A 17,784-nucleotide genomic window follows, 5' to 3' on the forward strand; every position below is an offset into this window, starting at 1 on the left:
GGCAAAGGGGGGTGGCGGCGCGGCATGGCGCCTCCTATAGCGCGCGCCATGCTCCCAGACGATGCCCGCCAGCGGCTTGACGCGGTGACCACCGCAATCGGCCGCGCCGCCAAGCTTGCCGACCGCAAACCGGCCGATGTGACGCTGATCGCCGTATCCAAGATGCACGATGCCGCGACGATCCGGCCACTTATCGACGCGGGCCAGCGCGTGTTCGGCGAAAATCGCGTGCAGGAAGCGCAGGCGAAATGGCCGGAGTTGCGCGAGACGACTTCTGGAATCGCGCTGCATCTGGTCGGCCAGTTGCAATCGAACAAGGCCGAAGAAGCGGTCGCGCTGTTCGACGCGATCCATTCGGTCGACCGGCTCTCGCTGGTCACCGCGCTCGCCCGCGCGATGGACAAGGCCGGGCGGCGCCCCGACTGTTTCGTGCAGGTCAATATCGGCGATGAGCCGCAAAAGGGCGGCTGTCCGGTTGCCGAACTGCCGGGGCTGCTCGCCGAGGCACGGGCGGCCGCTTTGCCGATCGCGGGCCTGATGTGCGTGCCGCCCGCCGATCTGGAGCCTGCGCCCTATTTCGCGCTGCTCGCCAAGCTGGCGCGCGACCATGGGCTGGCGGGACTCAGCATGGGCATGTCGGGTGATTACGAGACGGCGGTGATGCTGGGCGCCACCCATGTCCGCGTCGGCACCGCACTGTTCGGAGCGCGCGGATGAAGGTCCGGTTCGACGCGATCATCTTCGATTTCGACGGGGTGCTGCTGGAGAGCGAATATGCCGGCAACAAGCAGGTTGCCGACTATCTGACCAGCATCGGCCACCCGACCACGCCCGAACATTCGATGGCGCATTTCATGGGGCTGGCGGGCGCCGATTTCCTCGCCGCGATCGAGCGCTGGATCGGCCGTACGCTGCCCGACGATTTCCACACCGCGCGCGCGGAGGAAGATGCGCGGGCGCTGGACGAGGGATTGCCGGCGGTGGCGGGGGCAATCCGCTTTCTGGAGAACCTGCCCGCCGATCTGCCCCGCGCAGTCGCCTCCTCGAGCAAGACGCACTGGATCGACACGCATCTCCGCCATCTCGGCGTGCGCGACTTGTTCGGCGACAAGATATTCAGCGGCCGCGAACATGTGACGCGCGGCAAGCCGGCGCCGGACCTCTACCTCCACGCCGCCGCAGCGCTGGGCGTGCCGATCGAGCGGTGCGTGATCCTGGAGGATTCGCCGGTGGGCGTGACGGGTGCGGTAGCCTCGGGCGCGACGGTGATCGGCCTGTGCGCAGGCCTGCACTGCGCCGCCGACCATGGCGAGCGACTGCGGACGCTGGGGGTGCAGCACATCGCCCATGATTTCGACGAGGTTGCCCGGCTGATCGCGTGATCGTGCCCCTGCCTTCGCAGGAGCACTGCGACTAGAATTCGTGCCCCGTCCGATCGCGCTTGGTCGCCAGATACCGCGCGTTGTGCGGGTTCGCCGGCAGCACGTGCGGCACGCGCTCCAGTACGTCGACTCCTGCAGACCGCAGCGTCTCCACCTTTTGCGGGTTATTGGTGAGCAGCAGGATGCGCGGCTGGCCGAGCAGGGTCAGCATCCGCGCCGCTACCCGGAAATTGCGCGCGTCGACTGCGAAGCCGAGTCGGGTGTTGGCGTCGACGGTATCGAAGCCCTGATCCTGCAGCGCATAGGCGCGCAGCTTGTTGATCAGGCCGATGCCGCGCCCTTCCTGGCGCAGGTACAGCAGGATGCCCCAGCCGCTCTTGGAAATCTCCGCGATCGCTGCCTTGAGCTGCGGCCCGCAATCGCATTTGAGGCTGCCCAGCATGTCGCCGGTCAGGCATTCGCTGTGCAGCCGGACCAGCGGCGGTTGCCCGTTCGGCTGGCCGATCAGCAGCGCGATATGTTCGCCCGGCATCTCGTCGGTGCGGAAGGCGACGATTTCGGCATCCTCGGCCGCTTCGACCGGTAGCCGTGCGCGGCCGACGATGCGCAGCCGGTCGGCATCCTCATGCGCGTCGATGTCGGCGAGCGTGATCGCGTCGTCGCTATCGCCTTCGAGCACGAAGAAGGCCGGCAGCAGACCGGCAATGCGCGCCAGCCGCAGCGCTGCCTCCGCCGCATCCGGTTGCGTGACCGGAACCGCGCGGAAAGGGCCCTTGAGCGGCGTGGCAAGATCGAATTGCGGGTCGGCGAGCGCGGTCGCGGTATCGAAATCGAGCCAGGGCGCGCGCTCGACCAGCACCGGCGCATCCGGCGTGGCGGCATCGCGCTGATTGGCGAGCTTGAGCGTCACCGCGCGGCCGGCCGATAGCAGGACCGGCGCGGTGCAGGCAGGATCGAATGCCGCCAGCCGCTCGGCATCGCCGGTCTCGATCGCCAGCAGGCGCAGCGTGCCGCTCGCGCCGCGGAGGGCGATCGGCCAGCCCCGGCGCAGCGCATCCACGGCTTCGGCGGCGGCGCGGGCGCCCATTAAAAGTCGAACTCCGTCACGATCGGCACATGGTCCGAGGGCTTGAGCCACGACCGGCACGGCTCGCACACCTTGTGTGCGGTGGCCTGTTCGGCAACCGCCGGGCTGGCCCACATATGATCGAGCCGCCGGCCGCGATCGGACGCGGCCCAGTCCTTGGCGCGATAGCTCCACCAGGTGAAGCAGCGCTCCGGCGCGGGCACGAAGCGGCGACCGAGATCGACCCAGCCATGCGCAGCCTGGAGGCGCCCCAGCGCTTCGACTTCGATCGGCGTATGGCTGACGACATCGAGCAACTGCTTGTGGCTCCACACATCGCACTCGAGCGGGGCGATGTTGAAATCGCCGGTCAGAATCGTCGGCACGTCGAGCTGGGCCGACCATTGGGTCATGCGCTCGACGAAATCGAGCTTCTGGCCGAATTTCGGGTTCACCTCCCGGTCGGGCACATCCCCGCCGGCAGGGACATAGACATTTTCCAGCCGCACACCGTTCGGCAGCCGAACGCCGACATGCCGGGCTTCCTGATTCGCCTGCCAGTCGAGCCGGTCGTCCTCGCTCACCGGCACGCGCGAAAGGATCGCGACGCCATGGTGCATCCGCTGGCCGTGCTTGATGATGTGGTTATATCCCAGTGCGCGGAACGACGCATCGGGGAAGTCGCCGTCGATGACCTTGGTTTCTTGCAGGCACAATATGTCGGGCGATTCCTCACGCAGGAATTGCTCGACGATGCCGATGCGGAAGCGGACGGAGTTGATGTTCCAGGAGGCGATCTTCACGCGCGCCGATGTAGCAATTTCGCGGCGAAGTACCAGTATATCATGCGTGGCCGTGCCAAAAGGAAAGGCCCCCGCTCCGGGGGCAATGGAGCGAGGGCCGACCTGGCGTTCGTCACGCAGGCAGGATGTGGAGCAATCCCGGGCAACAGGGGGAAAAATCCCGGGCGATCCCCACAACCGCCAATGTTGGATAAGCGATTGAACCTGTCGCGCGGATGAACGAGCGACAATTTCGGCTCAGTGTCCCCGCGGTCCCTGCTGGCGCGGGTCGTTCCAGCGGAACGTGCCGTCGGACACGGCACCGTTATAGCGCTGGTTCGACAGGCGGATGGTCGTCCGGTTGTTCTGCGAATCGAGCGCCACCCAGCCTTGCAGGCGCAGGCCGGCGGGGGCTGCGGCGTCCTTCTGGAACACCAGGGTAATCCGGCCATATTCGGGGTGTTTGGGGTCGTGTACCTCCACCGAAAGCACGCGCGGGTCGGCCGTGGGCTTCAGCGTGGCGAAGGCGCCGATGTCGCGGTTCGGGTCGAGCAGCACGCCCAGCGGCGAATTGCCGATCGGCCAGCGCTGCACCTGCCGCACCTGATAATCGATGAAATAGAGGCTGCGGCCATCGGCGACGATCAGCTGCGGCACACCCTGTTCATACTGGAAGCGAATCTTGCCCGGCCGCTTCAGCGTCATCGTGCCGGCCACCACCCGCCCATTGCGGTCTTCCTGGGTGAAATCGGCGGTCATCGTCGTCACCGCCTTCAGATGTTGCTGCACCGTGCCGAGTTCGCCGGCGGGCGCCGCCGCCATCACCAAGGGAGCAGCGAGAAGCGAGAGGGCCAGGGGGCGCGAAAACACGTATCAATTCTCCGATTGGTCGAAGCAGGGCTAGCGGGGACGGCTTGAATGCGCCGTGAACCCCGTTTCGGGCGTTTCGATCCCCCTAGAGCGGCCGCCCGTCGGTATCCATCAGCACTTCGCGGCGGCCGACATGGTCGGGTTTCGACACCAGCCCTTCACGCTCCATCCGCTCGATCAGGCGGGCGGCCGAGTTATAGCCGACGCGCAGCTGGCGTTGCAGCCACGAGGTCGACGCTTTCTGGCTTTCCGCCACCAGCTGAAGCGCGCGACGATAGGTCTGTTCCTCGGGGCTGTCCTCCCCGTCGGGCTCGCCGTCGAGCCTGAAGCCGCCATCCTCGGGCTCTTCGGTGACGGCGGAGATATAGTCGGGCGCGCCCTGCGAGCGCCAGAAATCGGCGATCGCTTGCACTTCGTCGTCGCTCACGAACGGGCCGTGGACGCGGGTGATGCCCTTGCCGCCCGACATATAGAGCATGTCGCCCTTGCCCAGCAGCTGCTCGGCGCCCTGCTCGCCCAGAATGGTGCGCGAATCGATCTTCGAGGTGACGTGGAAGCTGATTCGCGTCGGCAGGTTCGCCTTGATCACGCCGGTGATGACGTCGACCGAGGGGCGCTGCGTCGCCATGATCAGGTGGATGCCGGCCGCGCGTGCCTTTTGTGCCAGCCGCTGGATCAGGAATTCGACTTCCTTGCCCGCCGTCATCATCAGGTCGGCCAGCTCGTCGACGATGACGACGATCAGCGGCAGCGGCTGCAGGTCGAGCGTTTCCTCCTCATAGATCGGCTTGCCGGTTTCCGGGTCATAGCCGACCTGCACCTTGCGGCCGAGCGACTGGCCCTTGGCCTTGGCGGCGCGAACCTTGTCGTTGAAGCTGGCAAGGCTGCGCACGTTGATGGACGCCATCATGCGATAGCGGTCCTCCATCTGCTCGACCGCCCATTTGAGCGCGCGCACCGCCTTGGGCGGATCGGTGACCACATCGGCCAGCAGATGGGGGATGTCCTTGTACATGCTGAGTTCCAGCATCTTCGGATCGATCATGATCAGCCGGCACTGCTCGGGCGTCAGCCGGTAGAGCAGCGACAGGATCATGCAGTTGAGCCCGACTGATTTACCCGAACCGGTCGTACCGGCGACGAGAAGATGCGGCATCGGCGCCAGATCGGCGATCACCGGCTCGCCGGCGATGTTCTTGCCGAGCACCAGGGGCAGGGTGGCGCCCTGTTCCTCGAACTGCTGGCTGCCGATCAGCTCGTGCAGGTTGACGCCCTCGCGGGTGACGTTCGGCAGCTCGATGCCGATCACGGTACGACCCGGAATGGTGGCGACGCGCGCCGAAATCGCGCTCATGTTGCGGGCGATGTCGTCGGCGAGCTGGATCACGCGGCTGGCCTTGATGCCGCTGGCAGGTTCCAGCTCGTACATCGTCACCACCGGGCCGGGGCGCACCTCGACAATTTCGCCACGAACGTGGAAATCGTCGAGCACGCTTTCGAGCAGCCGCGCATTGCGCTCCAGCGCGGCCTTGTCGATGGCGTTGCCCTTGTTCGCCGGCGGGGCCTTCAACAGGTCGAGCGGTGGCAGCTGGTAGCTGTCCTTGAAGTCGAGCGAGGTCTGCACCGGCGGCTTGCGCGGTGCGGGCGAGGGGGCCGTGCTGCGGTCGGCGATGACCGGACCCGGGCGATTGTCCGGCACCACCTGCCGGCGCGGTTCGCGGACCGGCTGGGGCGCATCGGCGTCGCCCTCGGTATCGAACGGCACCGTATCCGCCAGGCGCGGGCGCGGGCCGGCCAGCAAAGGGGTACGACCGGGGCCGCTGAGCAGCGGCGGCAGCCGAAGCAGGGCGGCCGGCACGCGCAGTTCCAGCCGGTGCCACCAGAGCCAGAGGCCGCCCAGCGCCAGCACCAGTCCGGCGCCGCGCCCTGCCCAGAAGGAAATGTCCGGGCTGCCCGCCAGCGCGACCAGCCAGTCGACGCCGCCCGCAATCGCCAGCCCGGCGAGGCCGCCCATGCCGCCTGGCAGGCGCCAGGCGATCGGCAGCGACCAGTCGAAATGAAGCAGCCCCAGGCCGATGGCGACGAGCAGCGCGGCAATCGCGGCGCTGCCCAGCATCCGGCGCCAGCCCCGGATCGATTCGCCGGCCCATAGCCGGAGGCCGACGATCGCGCCCACCGGCAGCAACAGCAGGATCGGCAGGCCGAGCGCCGAATAGAGCAGGTCGGCGATCCAGGCGCCCGGGCTGCCCAGCAGGTTGCGCGCAGGCCCCGCGGCCGCCGTGTTCAACGCGGGGTCTTCCGAATGATAGCTGGCCAGCGCCAGGAACAGCGCCAGCGTCGCCAGCAGCAGGAGCGTGCCGGTGATCAGCGCGCCGCTGCGGCGGGCGCCCGCTTTCATCGTGTCGCGCCAATGCGGCGCCTGTGCGCGGGACGCCATCGTCCAGCCTCCAAATATGTCCGGAAAAACCGGCGGAATCATCGCCCTTCGGGACTCCGGCGTCAAGGCGTACCGCGTTTGTACCTCGCTTCCCCTCTTGCCGGCTGGCACGCGCGCCCGAACATGCTAGGGCTTTTTGCCATGGACCAGGCGGACATTCTCATCCTTGGCGGCGGGCTGGTCGGCAGCGCGCTGGCCGTGGCACTCGATGCGCACGGCATCACCAGCATTGTGATCGACCCGGCGGACCCGGAGACGATTCTGGCCGCAGCGTTCGACGGCCGCGCTTCGGCGATTGCCAGCGCGCCGATGCGGATGTTCGAGGCTATCGGGGTCGCACCGCGTCTTGCCGGCAAGGGGTGCCCGATCGAGGGCATCCGCGTGTCCGATGGACTGGCGCCGGGCAAGCTCGACTTCGCGCCCGATGCCGATGATGGCGCACTCGGCCATATGTTCGAAAATCGCGTGCTGCGCACCGCGCTCTACGAAGCGGCGGTCGCGGCGCCCAAGGCCGACATGCGGATGCGGACGCGCGCGGTTTCGGTGGTGCGCTATGCCCAGGGCGTCGTGGCGACGCTCGATTCGGGCGCAACGGTGCGGGCGCAGTTGCTGGTCGCGGCCGAAGGACGCAACTCGCCGACGCGCGAAGCCGCAGGGCTCAAGGTCGCGCGCTGGACCTATGACCATGCGGCGATGATCGCGACGCTGGGGCACGAGCGGTCGCACGAGAACATCGCCTACGAAATCTTCTATCCCGAAGGGCCGTTTGCGATCCTGCCGTTGCTCGACGATGCCCATGGCCACCGCTCGGCGGTGGTGTGGACGGTAAACGCGCGCGATGCGGCGGCGATGCACAAGATTTCCGACCGCGCCTATCTGGCCGAGGCGGAAAAGAAGATGGGCGGCTTCCTCGGCAAGCTCGGGCCGCTGTCGTCGCGCTCTTCCTATCCGCTCGGCTTCCACCACGCCGCCTGGATCACCGGCGAGCGGCTGGCGCTGGTCGGCGATGCAGCGCACGGTATCCATCCGATTGCCGGGCAGGGCGTGAATGTCGGCTTCCGCGACGTGGCGACGCTGGTCGAGGTGCTGGTCGACGGCAAGAGGCTGGGGCTGGACCTGGGCGATCCCGAATTGCTCGCCCGCTATCAGCGCTGGCGCGGGCTAGACACCTTCATGGTGGCGCTGGCAACCGATGGATTGACGCGATTGTTCGGCATTCCGGGCAAGCTGCCTAACGCAGTGCGCCGGTTCGGCCTGTCGGCGGTCGACCGGCTGCCGCCGCTCAAGCGCTGGTTCATGGGTGAAGCGCGCGGCGAAAGCGGGGATGTGCCGAAGCTGCTGCAGGGCTTCACCGCCTGAACCCTGGGGTGGTATCGGGCAGCGTTTATCGCTCGCCCACAGCTTTTCGTACCGCCACCCTTGCCGCTGCCCCCCTTGATCCGGCAAAGCGGGCGCGATGACCGTCAGCGTGGACATGGGCGTCGACGGCACGGGCAGCCCCGTGCCGGTCGATCTGGAGGAGCTGCTTGCCACCCGATTGCTCGTGCAGGGCAATTCGGGCTCGGGCAAATCGCACCTGCTGCGGCGTCTGCTCGAACAGTCGGCCGGCCATGTGCAGCAGGTGGTGATCGACCCGGAGGGCGATTTTGTCACCTTGTCCGACCGGTACGGCCATCTTGCGATCGAGGCGGTCGACCATAGCGAGCGTGACGTGGCGCGCTTTGCCGGGCGCATCCGCGAGCATCGCGCCTCGGTCGTCCTCAGCCTGGAGGGGCTGGAGGCCGAAGGGCAGATGCGCTGCGCCGCTACCTTCCTCAACGGCCTGTTCGATGCGCCGCGCGACCATTGGTATCCGGCGCTTGTGGTGGTCGACGAGGCGCAACTCTTCGCCCCCGCCGGCGGCGGCGAAGTGGCGGAGGAGGTGCGCCGCGCCTCGCTCTCGGCGATGACCAACCTGATGTGCCGCGGCCGCAAGCGCGGGCTGGCCGGGGTGATCGCGACACAGCGGCTGGCCAAGCTGGCCAAGAATGTAGCGGCGGAAGCGTCGAATTTCCTGATGGGGCGCACCTTTCTAGATATCGACATGCAGCGCGCGGCCGACCTGCTCGGCATGGAGCGGCGCCAGGCGGAAAGCATCCGTGACCTGCAGCGCGGCCATTTCCTGGGTCTCGGTCCGGCGATCACGCGGCGGCCGGTGGCGATCCGCATCGGATCGGTGGAAACCAGCGCGCGCAGCTCGTCACCGAAGCTGACGCCGCTGCCTCAGGCGCCGACCGAGGAGATCAAGGATCTGCTGCTCGCGCCTGCAGAGCCAGAATGGGTACCGCCTGCGCCGCCCCCCGCGCCGGTGCAGGCGCAGTCCGAAACGCTGCTCGAGGCGCTGGTGCGCACGGCGCCCGCCGCCAACCCCGCCGAGCCGGAGCGCGATCCCGAGGAAGTGGCCGGCATTATCGCCGACGTGCTGCGCGCGATCGTCGAGGACGAGCAATCCGCGCTGCGCTCGCCGGCAGTGCTCTACCAGGATTTTCAGGTGCGCTGCCGGATGGTGGGGCTGACCCGCCCGCCGCTCGACCTGTCGAACTTTGTCCGTCGGCTGTCGGCGGCGCGGGCCGGCATCCATGGCGACCCGGACGACGACTGGGCGCAGGCGCTGGAGGCAGCCCGGGCGCTGCCCGACGACATGCTGGGGCCGTTTCTGCTGGTGGCGCGCGCGGCACGCGAAGGACTGCCCTGCCCGAGCGATACCGAGATCGCGACCAGCTATGGCACCGGCTCGCTCGGGCGCGTGCGGCGGCTGATGCAATATATCGAGAGCAAGGGCCTGTTCGTGACGCGGGTGGATCTGGCGGGCAAACGCTCGATCACCATCCCCCGGCTGGGCTGGACGACGCAGGCCTCGGAAGGCTGAGTATCAGCGGCGGCGGTGCAGGCGCGCGTTGATCGCGAACACCGCCAGCGCCCATAGCGCCCCGAAGCACCAGCCGGCGAGCACGTCTGACGGCCAGTGTACGCCCAGATAGACGCGGCTGCAGCCGATCAGCAGCACCAGCAGCGTCGCAAAGCCCAGCAGATAGGCGCGCGCCCAGCGGCTCGGCTGGGTCTGGGCGAGCATTACCGCAAGGGTCAGGTAGACGGCGGTGGCGATCATCGCATGGCCACTGGGAAAGCTGGCGTTCGACACCTGCGCAAGATGCGGCACCACCTCTGGCCGGGGCCGGTGCAGGATCAGCTTCAGCAGCGCGTTGAGCAGTGAGGCGCCGATAAGCGATCCGGCCAGCAGCGCTGCTTCGGCGCGGCGGGCAAAGGCGAACAGGACCAGGATCGTCGCCGTGCCGAACAGCCAGAGCAGGGTGTAGCCACCGAGCGCGCTGAGGTCGATCATCGACTGGAGCAGCCAGCGCGGCCCGACCGGCGTGCCCGGCGCACCGGGCTGGCGCAGTGCCAGCAGGATGGCGCTGTCGAGCGGAAAGCCGCGGGCAAAGCCCAGCGCGAGGTGCAGCGCGATGCCGGCGAGCGATAGCGCCAGCAAGGCCAGCGCGGGCCATAGCCAGCGGGTGCCCGATGTAGGGAAATCGCGCGCCATGTCGCTCCTCTTGCAATCCGTGCTTGCCCTAACGGGCGGGAGCGGCAGGTGACACTGCGAGACGGTGCGAGGGAAGCGGGACGATTGCGGGAAATGTAGAAAGCGATTGGATGCCCCGTGAGGATTCGAACCTCAATTGACGGAGTCAGAGTCCGTAGTCTTACCTTTAGACGACGGGGCACCGATCAGGCCGCGCCAGATAGGGCGAAGGCGCAGCGGTGTCAACGCCGCATTGGCCGCTCGCCTTGCGCGTGCCGTTTCGCTGCGCTAGCGTTGCATCCAAGCACCGGTCGGGCCGTTTTTGGTCCGTGACGGAAGAACATAAGTGAGTTGAAACCATGGGGGATGGCTCCGCCAGAATGCCCCGCGGGCGGCGCGCCGGGGAGGCCCGTAGTGCCCCGCCACCCGCCGGCAAGCGCCCGGCTTCGCGTTTCCCGGACGCGCGGCATTACGCCGCGCTCGATCTGGGCACCAATAATTGCCGGTTGCTGATCGCCCGGCCGCAGGGCGCGGGCTTTGCCGTAGTTGATGCCTTTTCGCGCATCGTCCGGCTGGGCGAGGGACTGGCGACCACCGGCCGCCTGTCCGATGCCGCGATCGACCGCACGCTCGCGGCGCTGCGCATCTGCGCCGACAAGCTCAAGCGCCGCAATGTGGCGCTGGCGCGGTCGGTGGCGACCCAGGCCTGCCGCCAGGCGGAAAATGGCGCGGCCTTCATCCAGCGCGTCTATCGCGAGACCGGCATCGCACTCGATATCATCACGGCGGAGGAAGAGGCGCGGCTGGCCGTGCTCGGCTGCCATGCGCTGCTGGAGCCGGGCGACGGCCCTGCGCTGGTGTTCGACATCGGCGGCGGCTCGACCGAGCTGGTGCTGGTCGATTCGCAGGCGCCGACGCCGCACATCCTCGATTGGCACAGCGCGCCCTGGGGCGTGGTGTCGTTGACCGAAGCGGTCGGCCATGGCCGTGCGGGGGATGCCGCGGCGCGCGCCGCCAGCTATGCCGCGATGCGCGAACGGGTGCGCGACAGCTTTGCGCCCTTCGTCGCGCGGCTCCGCGCGCCCAAGGGCACGCCGCGGCTGCTCGGCACCAGCGGTACTGTGACGACGCTCGCCAGCGTGCACCTCGGCCTCAACGCTTATGACCGCTCGGTGGTGGACGGGCTGATCGTGCCGACGGCGGCGATGCGCAGTGTCAGCAGTCGCATCGCTGCGATGGCGCTGAAGGAACGCGCGCAGGTGCCGTGCATCGGCAACGAACGCGCCGACCTGGTGGTCGCGGGCTGCGCGATTCTGGAGACGATCCTTGACATCTGGCCCGCCGAACGGCTGGGCATTGCCGATCGCGGCATCCGCGAAGGTATTTTGCGGCGGCTGATCGGCGGCACCGGATTGTGAGGGATTTTCTATGAGCAGGGGCGGCGGTCGCGGCCATGTCCGCGTGCGCACGGCGCGGGGGCGCACGGCACAATCCACGCGCTGGCTGGAACGCCAGCTCAACGACCCCTATGTCAAGCGCGCCAAGGCAGAGGGCTATCGCAGCCGCGCGGCGTACAAGCTGACCGAGCTCGACGAGAAGTTCGATTTCCTGAAGGGCGCGAAGCGCGTTGTCGATCTGGGCGTGGCGCCGGGCGGCTGGACCCAGGTGGTGCGGCGGCGGCTGCCCAAGGCGGCGGTGGTCGGCATCGACCTGCTACCGGTCGACCCGATCGAGGGTGCGACGCTGCTCCAGATGGACTTCATGGACGATGCCGCGCCCGACCGGCTGATCGAGGCGCTGGGCGGCGCGCCGGACCTGATCCTGTCGGACATGGCCGCAAACACGGTCGGCCACCCGCAGACCGACGCCCTGCGGACGATGGCGCTGGTCGAAACCGCGCTCGACTTCGCAGTGCGCACACTGGAACCCGGTGGCGATTTCGTCGCCAAGGTGTTCGCCGGCGGTGCCGATTCGGCGCTGGTGGCGGAGATGAAGCGCAACTTCGCCACGGTGAAGCACGCCAAGCCGCCCGCCAGCCGCAAGGGCTCTGTGGAATGGTATGTCGTGGCGCAGGGATTCAAGGGGCGGAGCGAAGTTTCGGCGGCGGAAGCGCCACAGGACTGAGGCTCTTGCGCGGGCAATTCGTATCCCCATGTCCCGCGGGAAAGGGGATTGCGCGATGGTCAGCACCTCGAACGAAGGCATTCTTACCGAATATCTGGTGAAATATGGCGCGATCCGGCTCAGCCCGAAGGACCGCTCCGCCGATCTGCTCGAAACGCTGTATATCAGCGAATGCTATCGCGCCGGACAGGATCTGATGGCGGCGCGGGCAGCCTATGATGATTCGGTCTGGCTGGGCGTGACGCCGGAGGAACTGGATGCTCGTCTCGATTCGCTCGGCGCGTTCATGGCAGAGCTGGCGAAGGCGCGAACCCGGCTTTGGGGCGCGGCACAGTAATTTCTCCCGCCCCGCCAACAAAAAGGGCCGGCGTTTCCGCCAGCCCCTTGTGAACCCGATGCGTCCGGCGATCAGCCGTCGTAATCGCCGCCCAGATTCTGGTTGCGCGGCGGTGCTGCTGCGGTCAGGCGAAGCGCCTCGGCCTGGGCTGCGATCGAACCGATTTCGTCCGGTGCTTCCTCATCGTCGATGCGGACGCGCTGCAGGCTGGACACTACCGCTTCTTCCAGATGATCCGGGCGGATCGTCTCTTCGGCGATTTCGCGCAGGGCGACTACCGGGTTTTTGTCGCGGTCGCGATCGAGCGTCAGCTCGGCGCCGCCCGAAATCTGCCGCGCGCGCTGGGCGGCGAACAACACCAGGTCGAACCGGTTGGAGACCTTGTCTACGCAATCCTCGACTGTGACGCGCGCCATCTACGCTTCCTTGGAGTAATAGTGTCCGGAAAGACCGGCCAGTTAGGCGGCGAGTCCCGAAATGTCAAGGAAAGCGGCAGCCCCGCCACCACCGAACCCTATCGTCGCTCGATCGTTGAGCCCGCGTATCAGCAGGAGACGCGACGCGCGATGGCCGCCTATGCCGAAACCATGCCGCTTGCCGAAGGCGGCGCCGCCCGTCATCACAGGGCCATGCCGCCGCTTTCCCAGCCCAATTTCACGGTCGACGGCAATCGCCTGACGCTGCTGCCCGAGGGGCCGGAGCGGATGGCGGCGCTGCTCGACCTGATCGCCGGCGCCGAGCGGACGCTGCGCGTGCTCTATTATATTTACGTGGACGATGCGGCCGGGGCGGCGGTGCGCGATGCGCTGATCGCGGCGGCGCGGCGCGGGGTGCAGGTGCACCTGATCGTCGACGGGCTGGGCAGCGAGCATGCCGCGGCTCGGGCCTTTTTTGATCCGCTGCGTGCGGCCGGCGTCGAGATGTGCCGCTTCGTGCCGCGCTGGGGGCGGCGCTATCTGCTGCGCAACCACCAGAAGCTGGCACTGGCCGATGAGGCGCGGGTCATCATCGGCGGGTTCAATATCGAGGACAGCTATTTCGGCACCGCCGCCGAACAGGCCTGGCGCGATCTTGGGCTGCTGGTGGAGGGACCGGCGGCGGCGCGGCTGGTCGGCTATTTCGATGCGCTGGCGGGCTGGGCAAAGCGCCCGCGCGCCTCGCTGCGGTCGCTGGGGCGTACGCTGCGCACCTGGAGCGAGCCCGACGGCACCACGCGCTGGTTGCTCGGCGGACCGATGCGGCGGCTGTCGCCCTGGGCGCGGGTGGTGAAGCGCGATATGGACCGGGCAGCGCTGCTCGACATTATCGCTGCCTATTTCGCACCCAGTCCCGCCATGCTGCGCCGGCTGGACCGCGCCGGTGAGCGCGGGCGGGTGCGACTGGTGCTGCCGTCGAAGATGGATCATGGCGCGGCGGTATGGGCGGCGCGCTTCACCTATGCCGGGCTGCTCCGCAAGGGCGTGCAGATCAACGAATATCAGCCGACCAAGCTGCACACCAAATTGTTCGTGATCGACGATGTCGTGCATATCGGCTCGGCCAATTTCGACATTCGCAGCATGTTCCTGAACCTGGAGCTGATGCTGCGCATCGCCGATCCGGCCTTTGCCGCGCATGTCCGCGCCTATGTCGATGGCGAAGTGGCACATTCCGAGCGGATCACCCCCGAGCTCTACCGAGCGCGCACCAGCTGGTGGACGCGGGTGAAGCAGTTCGGTGCGTATTTCGTAATGGCGGTGCTCGACTATAACGTCACGCGGCGGCTGAACTTCGGGGCAAGGCGCGGTCGGAAGCGGTAGGTTCCAATCCTTCTTTGGCGGGGAAGATCAGCGTTTATGCCGGCACCGCCAGCTCCAGCGGGGCGACGTCGACCGAGACGTGCATGTCCTGTGCGCCCGATCCCAGTACGATGCCGTCGATCGGCGCGATGTCGGCATAGTCGCGGCCGATCGCCACGACGACATGGTCCTCCGCCATCCAGATGCCGTTGGTGGGATCGACGCCGACCCAGCCCATCTCTGGCCCGCACCAAAGCAGCACCCACGCATGGGTGGCATCCGCCCCCACCAGCCGCGGCTGGCCCGGTGGCGGCAGCGTGCGCAGATAGCCCGAGACATAGGCGGCGGGCAGCCCGGCCGCGCGCAGGCCGGAGAGCATGATCTGGGCAAAATCCTGGCAGACGCCGCCGCGCTTGGCGAAGGCCTCGTGCGGGGGCGTATCGACCAGCGTGGCGGTCGGATCGAAGGCGAATTCGCGCTGGATGCGCTGGGCTAGCGCGATGCCCGCCTCGAGGATGCCGCGCGCAGGATCGAGTTCCTGCCGGCACCAGGCGGCAATCTCGCGGTCGAGCGGAATCAGCGGCGACGGAAACAGATAGGCGGCCGGCCCCGCCGGGGTGGGATCACGGCTTTCGCGCGCCCAGGCGGCAACCTCGGCCAGTGTCGGGTCGCTGGCCGAGGGAAGGGGAATCGGCCGGTCGACGCGGATGCGCGCGCGGCTTTCGATCGTCAGGCTGCTCGCATCCTGCTCGACCACCAGCCGCATCACATTGGCCAGCCCCGCCTCGGCGCGCGCCGGAAAGGTGCGGCCGTGCGGTGCGATCGACAGCGCATAGTCCTCGATCATCTGCCCGGACCAGAGTATCGGTTTCAGCCGCAAGTTGCAGCGCGCGAAGGCGACCGGCCGGGCATAATCGAACCGGGTCACGTGGCGGATCTGGTAGAGCATCATGCCAGCACCAGCCCCGTCTGGCGCAGCGGCTCGGCCCCGTGGAGGAAGTAACGGCGGCCGATCGCCTCCGACAGCGTCCATAGTCGCGACTGGAGATCGGCAAGCCAGGTGTCGTCGACGCCGGTTGCCTTGCTCGTGACCAGCGTGGCGGCGATGCCGCGCGCCTGTTCCTGCTGCGGTTCGGCAAGGCCGTCGTCGGACAGCACCGGCAGCGCGTTGAGATGCGCCGAAATCGCCGCCGCCTGAAAGGCGATGCCGCGCGGATTGCCGGGATCGAGCGCGAGCAGGTCGAGCACGGGAACGCGCGCCATGCCGGTCAGATAGCGCTGGCGATAACTGATCTGGCTATCGGCAAGGTCGAGCAGCGTCGACAGGTCATCGGCAGTCGCTGCGGGACCGCCCAGCGCGCGCAGGAAGCTGAGGGTCGCCAGTGCGCGTTCGATACGACGGCCGAGATCGTGGAAGCGCCAGGCATCGGTACGGCCCATATGTTCGCCTGCCTGCCCCGCCAGCGCCGAATAGCGCCGCTGCAGCGATCCGGCGCGATCGAGCAGGACGCCGCGATCGGGGAACGGCGCATCGAGCAGTCGGATCATGTCGGCCGAAAGCCGGTCGCGCGACACGGCGCCGATCATCCGCGCCTGCCGGTTGATCGCCCGCACGCTCTGCACGCCGTCAGTCGATTCGAGCGCGGTGCGGGCAAGCTGGGTCAGGTCGTGTCGCTTCAGCGCGCGGGGTGCCGGGGCCGCGCCGGCGGCGACCACCAGGCCCGCCAGCCGCGCCACTGTGTCGGGCGCCAGCGCGGCCCCGGTATCGGCGCTGATCGAATGGCCGAGCAGCACGCGCAGCACCGACAGCAGGGCCTCGCCGCGCTCGAGATAGCGGCCAAGCCAGAACATGTTGTCGGCCACCCGGCTGGGCAGCGTGCCGGGGTTGCGGCGCAGCTGCGTCGAATCGCCCGAGGGGAGCAGCGACACCGGCGCCACCGGCTCGGGCCCGTGGATGCAGACATCGGCCGACCAGCTGCCTTCGCCCATCACGGCGGCGCGGGTGTCGGGATGCTCGCCGATCCGCGCGAAGCCCCCGGGCAGCACCGCCCAGCCGCCCTTGGCGTCGCGGGCGGCAAAGACGCGGACGGTGAAGGGGCGGGGCACCAGCCGGTCCTCAGCGACGAAGGGCATGGTCGAAAGCTGGACGACTTCCTGCCCGACATAATCCTGCGGCCGGCGCGCCATATCCTCCGCCAGCGTGGCGCGCGCCTCGGCGTCGAGATGCGCGCCCAGCACCGCCTTGCCGTCGGGAAGCCCCAACGGCGCCGCGCCGAACGCCGGCGCGACCAGCAACTGGTCGAGGCGGGCGAGCACTTCCGCCGCCTCGCTCGGCTGGCCGCACCACCAGGTGGCGATGTTGGGGAGTGCGAGCGGCGCCCCGGTCAACACTTCGCTCAGGCGCGGCAGGAAGGCGGCAAAGGCGGGCGATTCGAGCAGCCCGGCACCGGGCGCATTGGCGATCACGACATTGCCGGCGACCATCGCGTCGATCAGCCCGGGGACGCCGATTCCCGAATGCGAATCGAGCGCCAGCGGATCGAGCAGGCGCGGATCCAGCCGGTGCCACAGCGCATCAATCCGCTTCAGCCCGGCGATGGTGCGGACATAGAGCCTGTCGTCGAGCACCGCGAGGTCGGCACCCTCGACCATCAGAAAGCCGAGATAGCGGGCCAGATGCGCCTGTTCGGCATAGCTGGGGTTGAAGCGGCCCGGCGTCAGCAGCGCCATGCGCGGCTCGGCGCGGCGGCAGGCGGCGGCCAGCCCGTCGCGGAACGCCGCAAAGAAAGGGGCGTGGCGTTCGATGTTGAGCCTGCCCTGCAGCTCGCCGAGCGTGCGGGCCATCGCCAGTCGGTTTTCCAGCGCATAGCCGGCGCCGGCGGGCGCGCGAAGGTGGTCGGCGAGAACGCGCCATGTCCCTTCCGGCCCGCGGCACAGATCGAAGGCGACGAAATGCAGGTGATGCTCGCCTGGTGGCGTCAAATGGGTCAGCGGGCGCAGGAAGAACGGGCTGCCGGTCAGCAGTGCGGCGGGCACATGCCCGTCCGCGACCAGCTGGGCAGGCCCGTACAGGTCGCGCAGCAGCGCTTCCATCAGCTCGGCACGCTGGACGATGCCGACCTCGATTCCGCGCCATTCGGCCTGACCGATCAGCAGCGGTACGGGGGAGAGCGGCCAGGGGCGCTCCTCGCCTTCCTCGCCGATCCGGTAGCCGGTGCCGATGTCCTCGGCATGGCGATGCGCGCGTTCGCGGGCGATCGTCAGCCCGTCACCGGACAGTGCGGCGAGTTCTTCGAACAGCGCCGTCCAGGCCTCGCACTGGCTGGTTGCGAGCATGTCGCCCGCCGGGGCCTGGCCGCAATAGTCGGCAACCCATCGATCGGCGATGACGCCGGCGTCGAACAATCCTGCCTCGGCGCGGCTGGCCACGAACGCTTCCCCTGTTT

Annotated in this window: 16 protein-coding genes and 1 tRNA gene; 8 read left to right on the plus strand and 9 right to left on the minus strand. The window is 68.2% G+C overall.

Features of this window, described 5'->3' with window-relative positions:
• Positions 1-48 precede the first annotated feature (48 nt).
• Both ACT53M_RS10390 and ACT53M_RS10395 read left to right on the plus strand, forming a co-directional pair.
• Entirely contained in the window at positions 49-717 is a 669-nt protein-coding gene (locus ACT53M_RS10390) for a YggS family pyridoxal phosphate-dependent enzyme (RefSeq protein ID WP_476233170.1), read from the plus strand.
• Positions 714-1,382, plus strand: coding sequence for an HAD family hydrolase (locus ACT53M_RS10395; RefSeq protein ID WP_476233172.1), 669 nt, complete (start codon positions 714-716; stop codon positions 1,380-1,382). Before ACT53M_RS10390 ends, ACT53M_RS10395 begins: the two co-directional genes overlap by 4 nt.
• A gap of 31 nt (positions 1,383-1,413) precedes the next feature.
• Here the strand turns inward: ACT53M_RS10395 and ribA are convergent, their stop codons facing one another.
• The 4 genes from ribA to ACT53M_RS10415 form a co-directional block, all read right to left on the minus strand.
• Positions 1,414-2,469, minus strand: coding sequence for a GTP cyclohydrolase II (ribA, locus tag ACT53M_RS10400; RefSeq protein ID WP_476233173.1), 1,056 nt, complete (start codon positions 2,467-2,469; stop codon positions 1,414-1,416).
• A complete protein-coding gene (locus ACT53M_RS10405; RefSeq protein WP_476229286.1) occupies positions 2,469-3,251 on the minus strand; it encodes an exodeoxyribonuclease III in 783 nt (260 codons plus the stop codon). Before ACT53M_RS10405 ends, ribA begins: the two co-directional genes overlap by 1 nt.
• Positions 3,252-3,488: 237 nt before the next feature.
• Positions 3,489-4,052: a LolA family protein gene (locus ACT53M_RS10410; protein ID WP_476233250.1), complete on the minus strand. Its 564-nt coding sequence runs from the start codon at positions 4,050-4,052 to the stop codon at positions 3,489-3,491.
• Between the two features lie 133 nt (positions 4,053-4,185).
• On the minus strand, positions 4,186-6,537 hold the full coding sequence (locus ACT53M_RS10415; protein ID WP_476233175.1) for an FtsK/SpoIIIE family DNA translocase: 2,352 nt from the start codon (positions 6,535-6,537) through the stop codon (positions 4,186-4,188).
• A 141-nt stretch (positions 6,538-6,678) separates the two neighbouring features.
• On the opposite strand from ACT53M_RS10415, the gene ACT53M_RS10420 reads away from it, so the two are divergent.
• Both ACT53M_RS10420 and ACT53M_RS10425 read left to right on the plus strand, forming a co-directional pair.
• Entirely contained in the window at positions 6,679-7,896 is a 1,218-nt protein-coding gene (locus tag ACT53M_RS10420) for a UbiH/UbiF/VisC/COQ6 family ubiquinone biosynthesis hydroxylase (RefSeq protein ID WP_476233177.1), read from the plus strand.
• A gap of 97 nt (positions 7,897-7,993) precedes the next feature.
• Positions 7,994-9,445 carry a helicase HerA domain-containing protein gene (locus ACT53M_RS10425; RefSeq protein WP_476233178.1) on the plus strand — a complete coding sequence of 484 codons (1,452 nt, stop codon included), beginning with the start codon at positions 7,994-7,996 and terminating at the stop codon, positions 9,443-9,445.
• A 3-nt stretch (positions 9,446-9,448) separates the two neighbouring features.
• On the opposite strand, the gene ACT53M_RS10430 is transcribed toward ACT53M_RS10425, so the two are convergent.
• Positions 9,449-10,120: a phosphatase PAP2 family protein gene (locus ACT53M_RS10430; protein ID WP_476233180.1), complete on the minus strand. Its 672-nt coding sequence runs from the start codon at positions 10,118-10,120 to the stop codon at positions 9,449-9,451.
• 107 nt (positions 10,121-10,227) lie between these two features.
• Positions 10,228-10,301 (minus strand) — tRNA-Gln (locus ACT53M_RS10435).
• A gap of 178 nt (positions 10,302-10,479) precedes the next feature.
• Here ACT53M_RS10435 and ACT53M_RS10440 point away from each other — a divergent pair.
• From ACT53M_RS10440 to ACT53M_RS10450, 3 genes are read left to right on the plus strand one after another with little or no spacing between them, the layout of a single operon-like run.
• Positions 10,480-11,517: a Ppx/GppA phosphatase family protein gene (locus ACT53M_RS10440; protein ID WP_476233181.1), complete on the plus strand. Its 1,038-nt coding sequence runs from the start codon at positions 10,480-10,482 to the stop codon at positions 11,515-11,517.
• 10 nt (positions 11,518-11,527) lie between these two features.
• Complete coding sequence (locus ACT53M_RS10445; RefSeq protein WP_476233184.1) at positions 11,528-12,223, plus strand: RlmE family RNA methyltransferase; 696 nt, start codon at positions 11,528-11,530, stop codon at positions 12,221-12,223.
• Between the two features lie 55 nt (positions 12,224-12,278).
• Positions 12,279-12,560, plus strand: a complete 282-nt coding sequence (locus ACT53M_RS10450; protein ID WP_476233185.1) for a hypothetical protein — start codon at positions 12,279-12,281, stop codon at positions 12,558-12,560.
• A 71-nt stretch (positions 12,561-12,631) separates the two neighbouring features.
• Here the strand turns inward: ACT53M_RS10450 and rpoZ are convergent, their stop codons facing one another.
• On the minus strand, positions 12,632-12,976 hold the full coding sequence (gene rpoZ / locus ACT53M_RS10455) for a DNA-directed RNA polymerase subunit omega (RefSeq protein ID WP_476229276.1): 345 nt from the start codon (positions 12,974-12,976) through the stop codon (positions 12,632-12,634).
• A 171-nt stretch (positions 12,977-13,147) separates the two neighbouring features.
• Between rpoZ and ACT53M_RS10460 the strand changes: the two genes are divergently transcribed.
• On the plus strand, positions 13,148-14,359 hold the full coding sequence (locus tag ACT53M_RS10460; RefSeq protein WP_476233251.1) for a phospholipase D-like domain-containing protein: 1,212 nt from the start codon (positions 13,148-13,150) through the stop codon (positions 14,357-14,359).
• Positions 14,360-14,393: 34 nt separating this feature from the next.
• Here ACT53M_RS10460 and ACT53M_RS10465 read toward each other — a convergent pair whose 3' ends face one another.
• Both ACT53M_RS10465 and ACT53M_RS10470 read right to left on the minus strand, forming a co-directional pair.
• Positions 14,394-15,287, minus strand: coding sequence for a transglutaminase family protein (locus ACT53M_RS10465; protein ID WP_476233252.1), 894 nt, complete (start codon positions 15,285-15,287; stop codon positions 14,394-14,396).
• The gene (locus ACT53M_RS10470; RefSeq protein WP_476233187.1) at positions 15,287-17,767 is read right to left on the minus strand and encodes a circularly permuted type 2 ATP-grasp protein; all 2,481 of its coding nucleotides are present in this window, start codon (positions 17,765-17,767) and stop codon (positions 15,287-15,289) included. The genes ACT53M_RS10465 and ACT53M_RS10470 overlap by 1 nt, the downstream gene beginning before the upstream one ends.
• Positions 17,768-17,784 lie beyond the last annotated feature (17 nt).

This window comes from Sphingomonas sp. DMC6, from assembly GCF_056314225.1.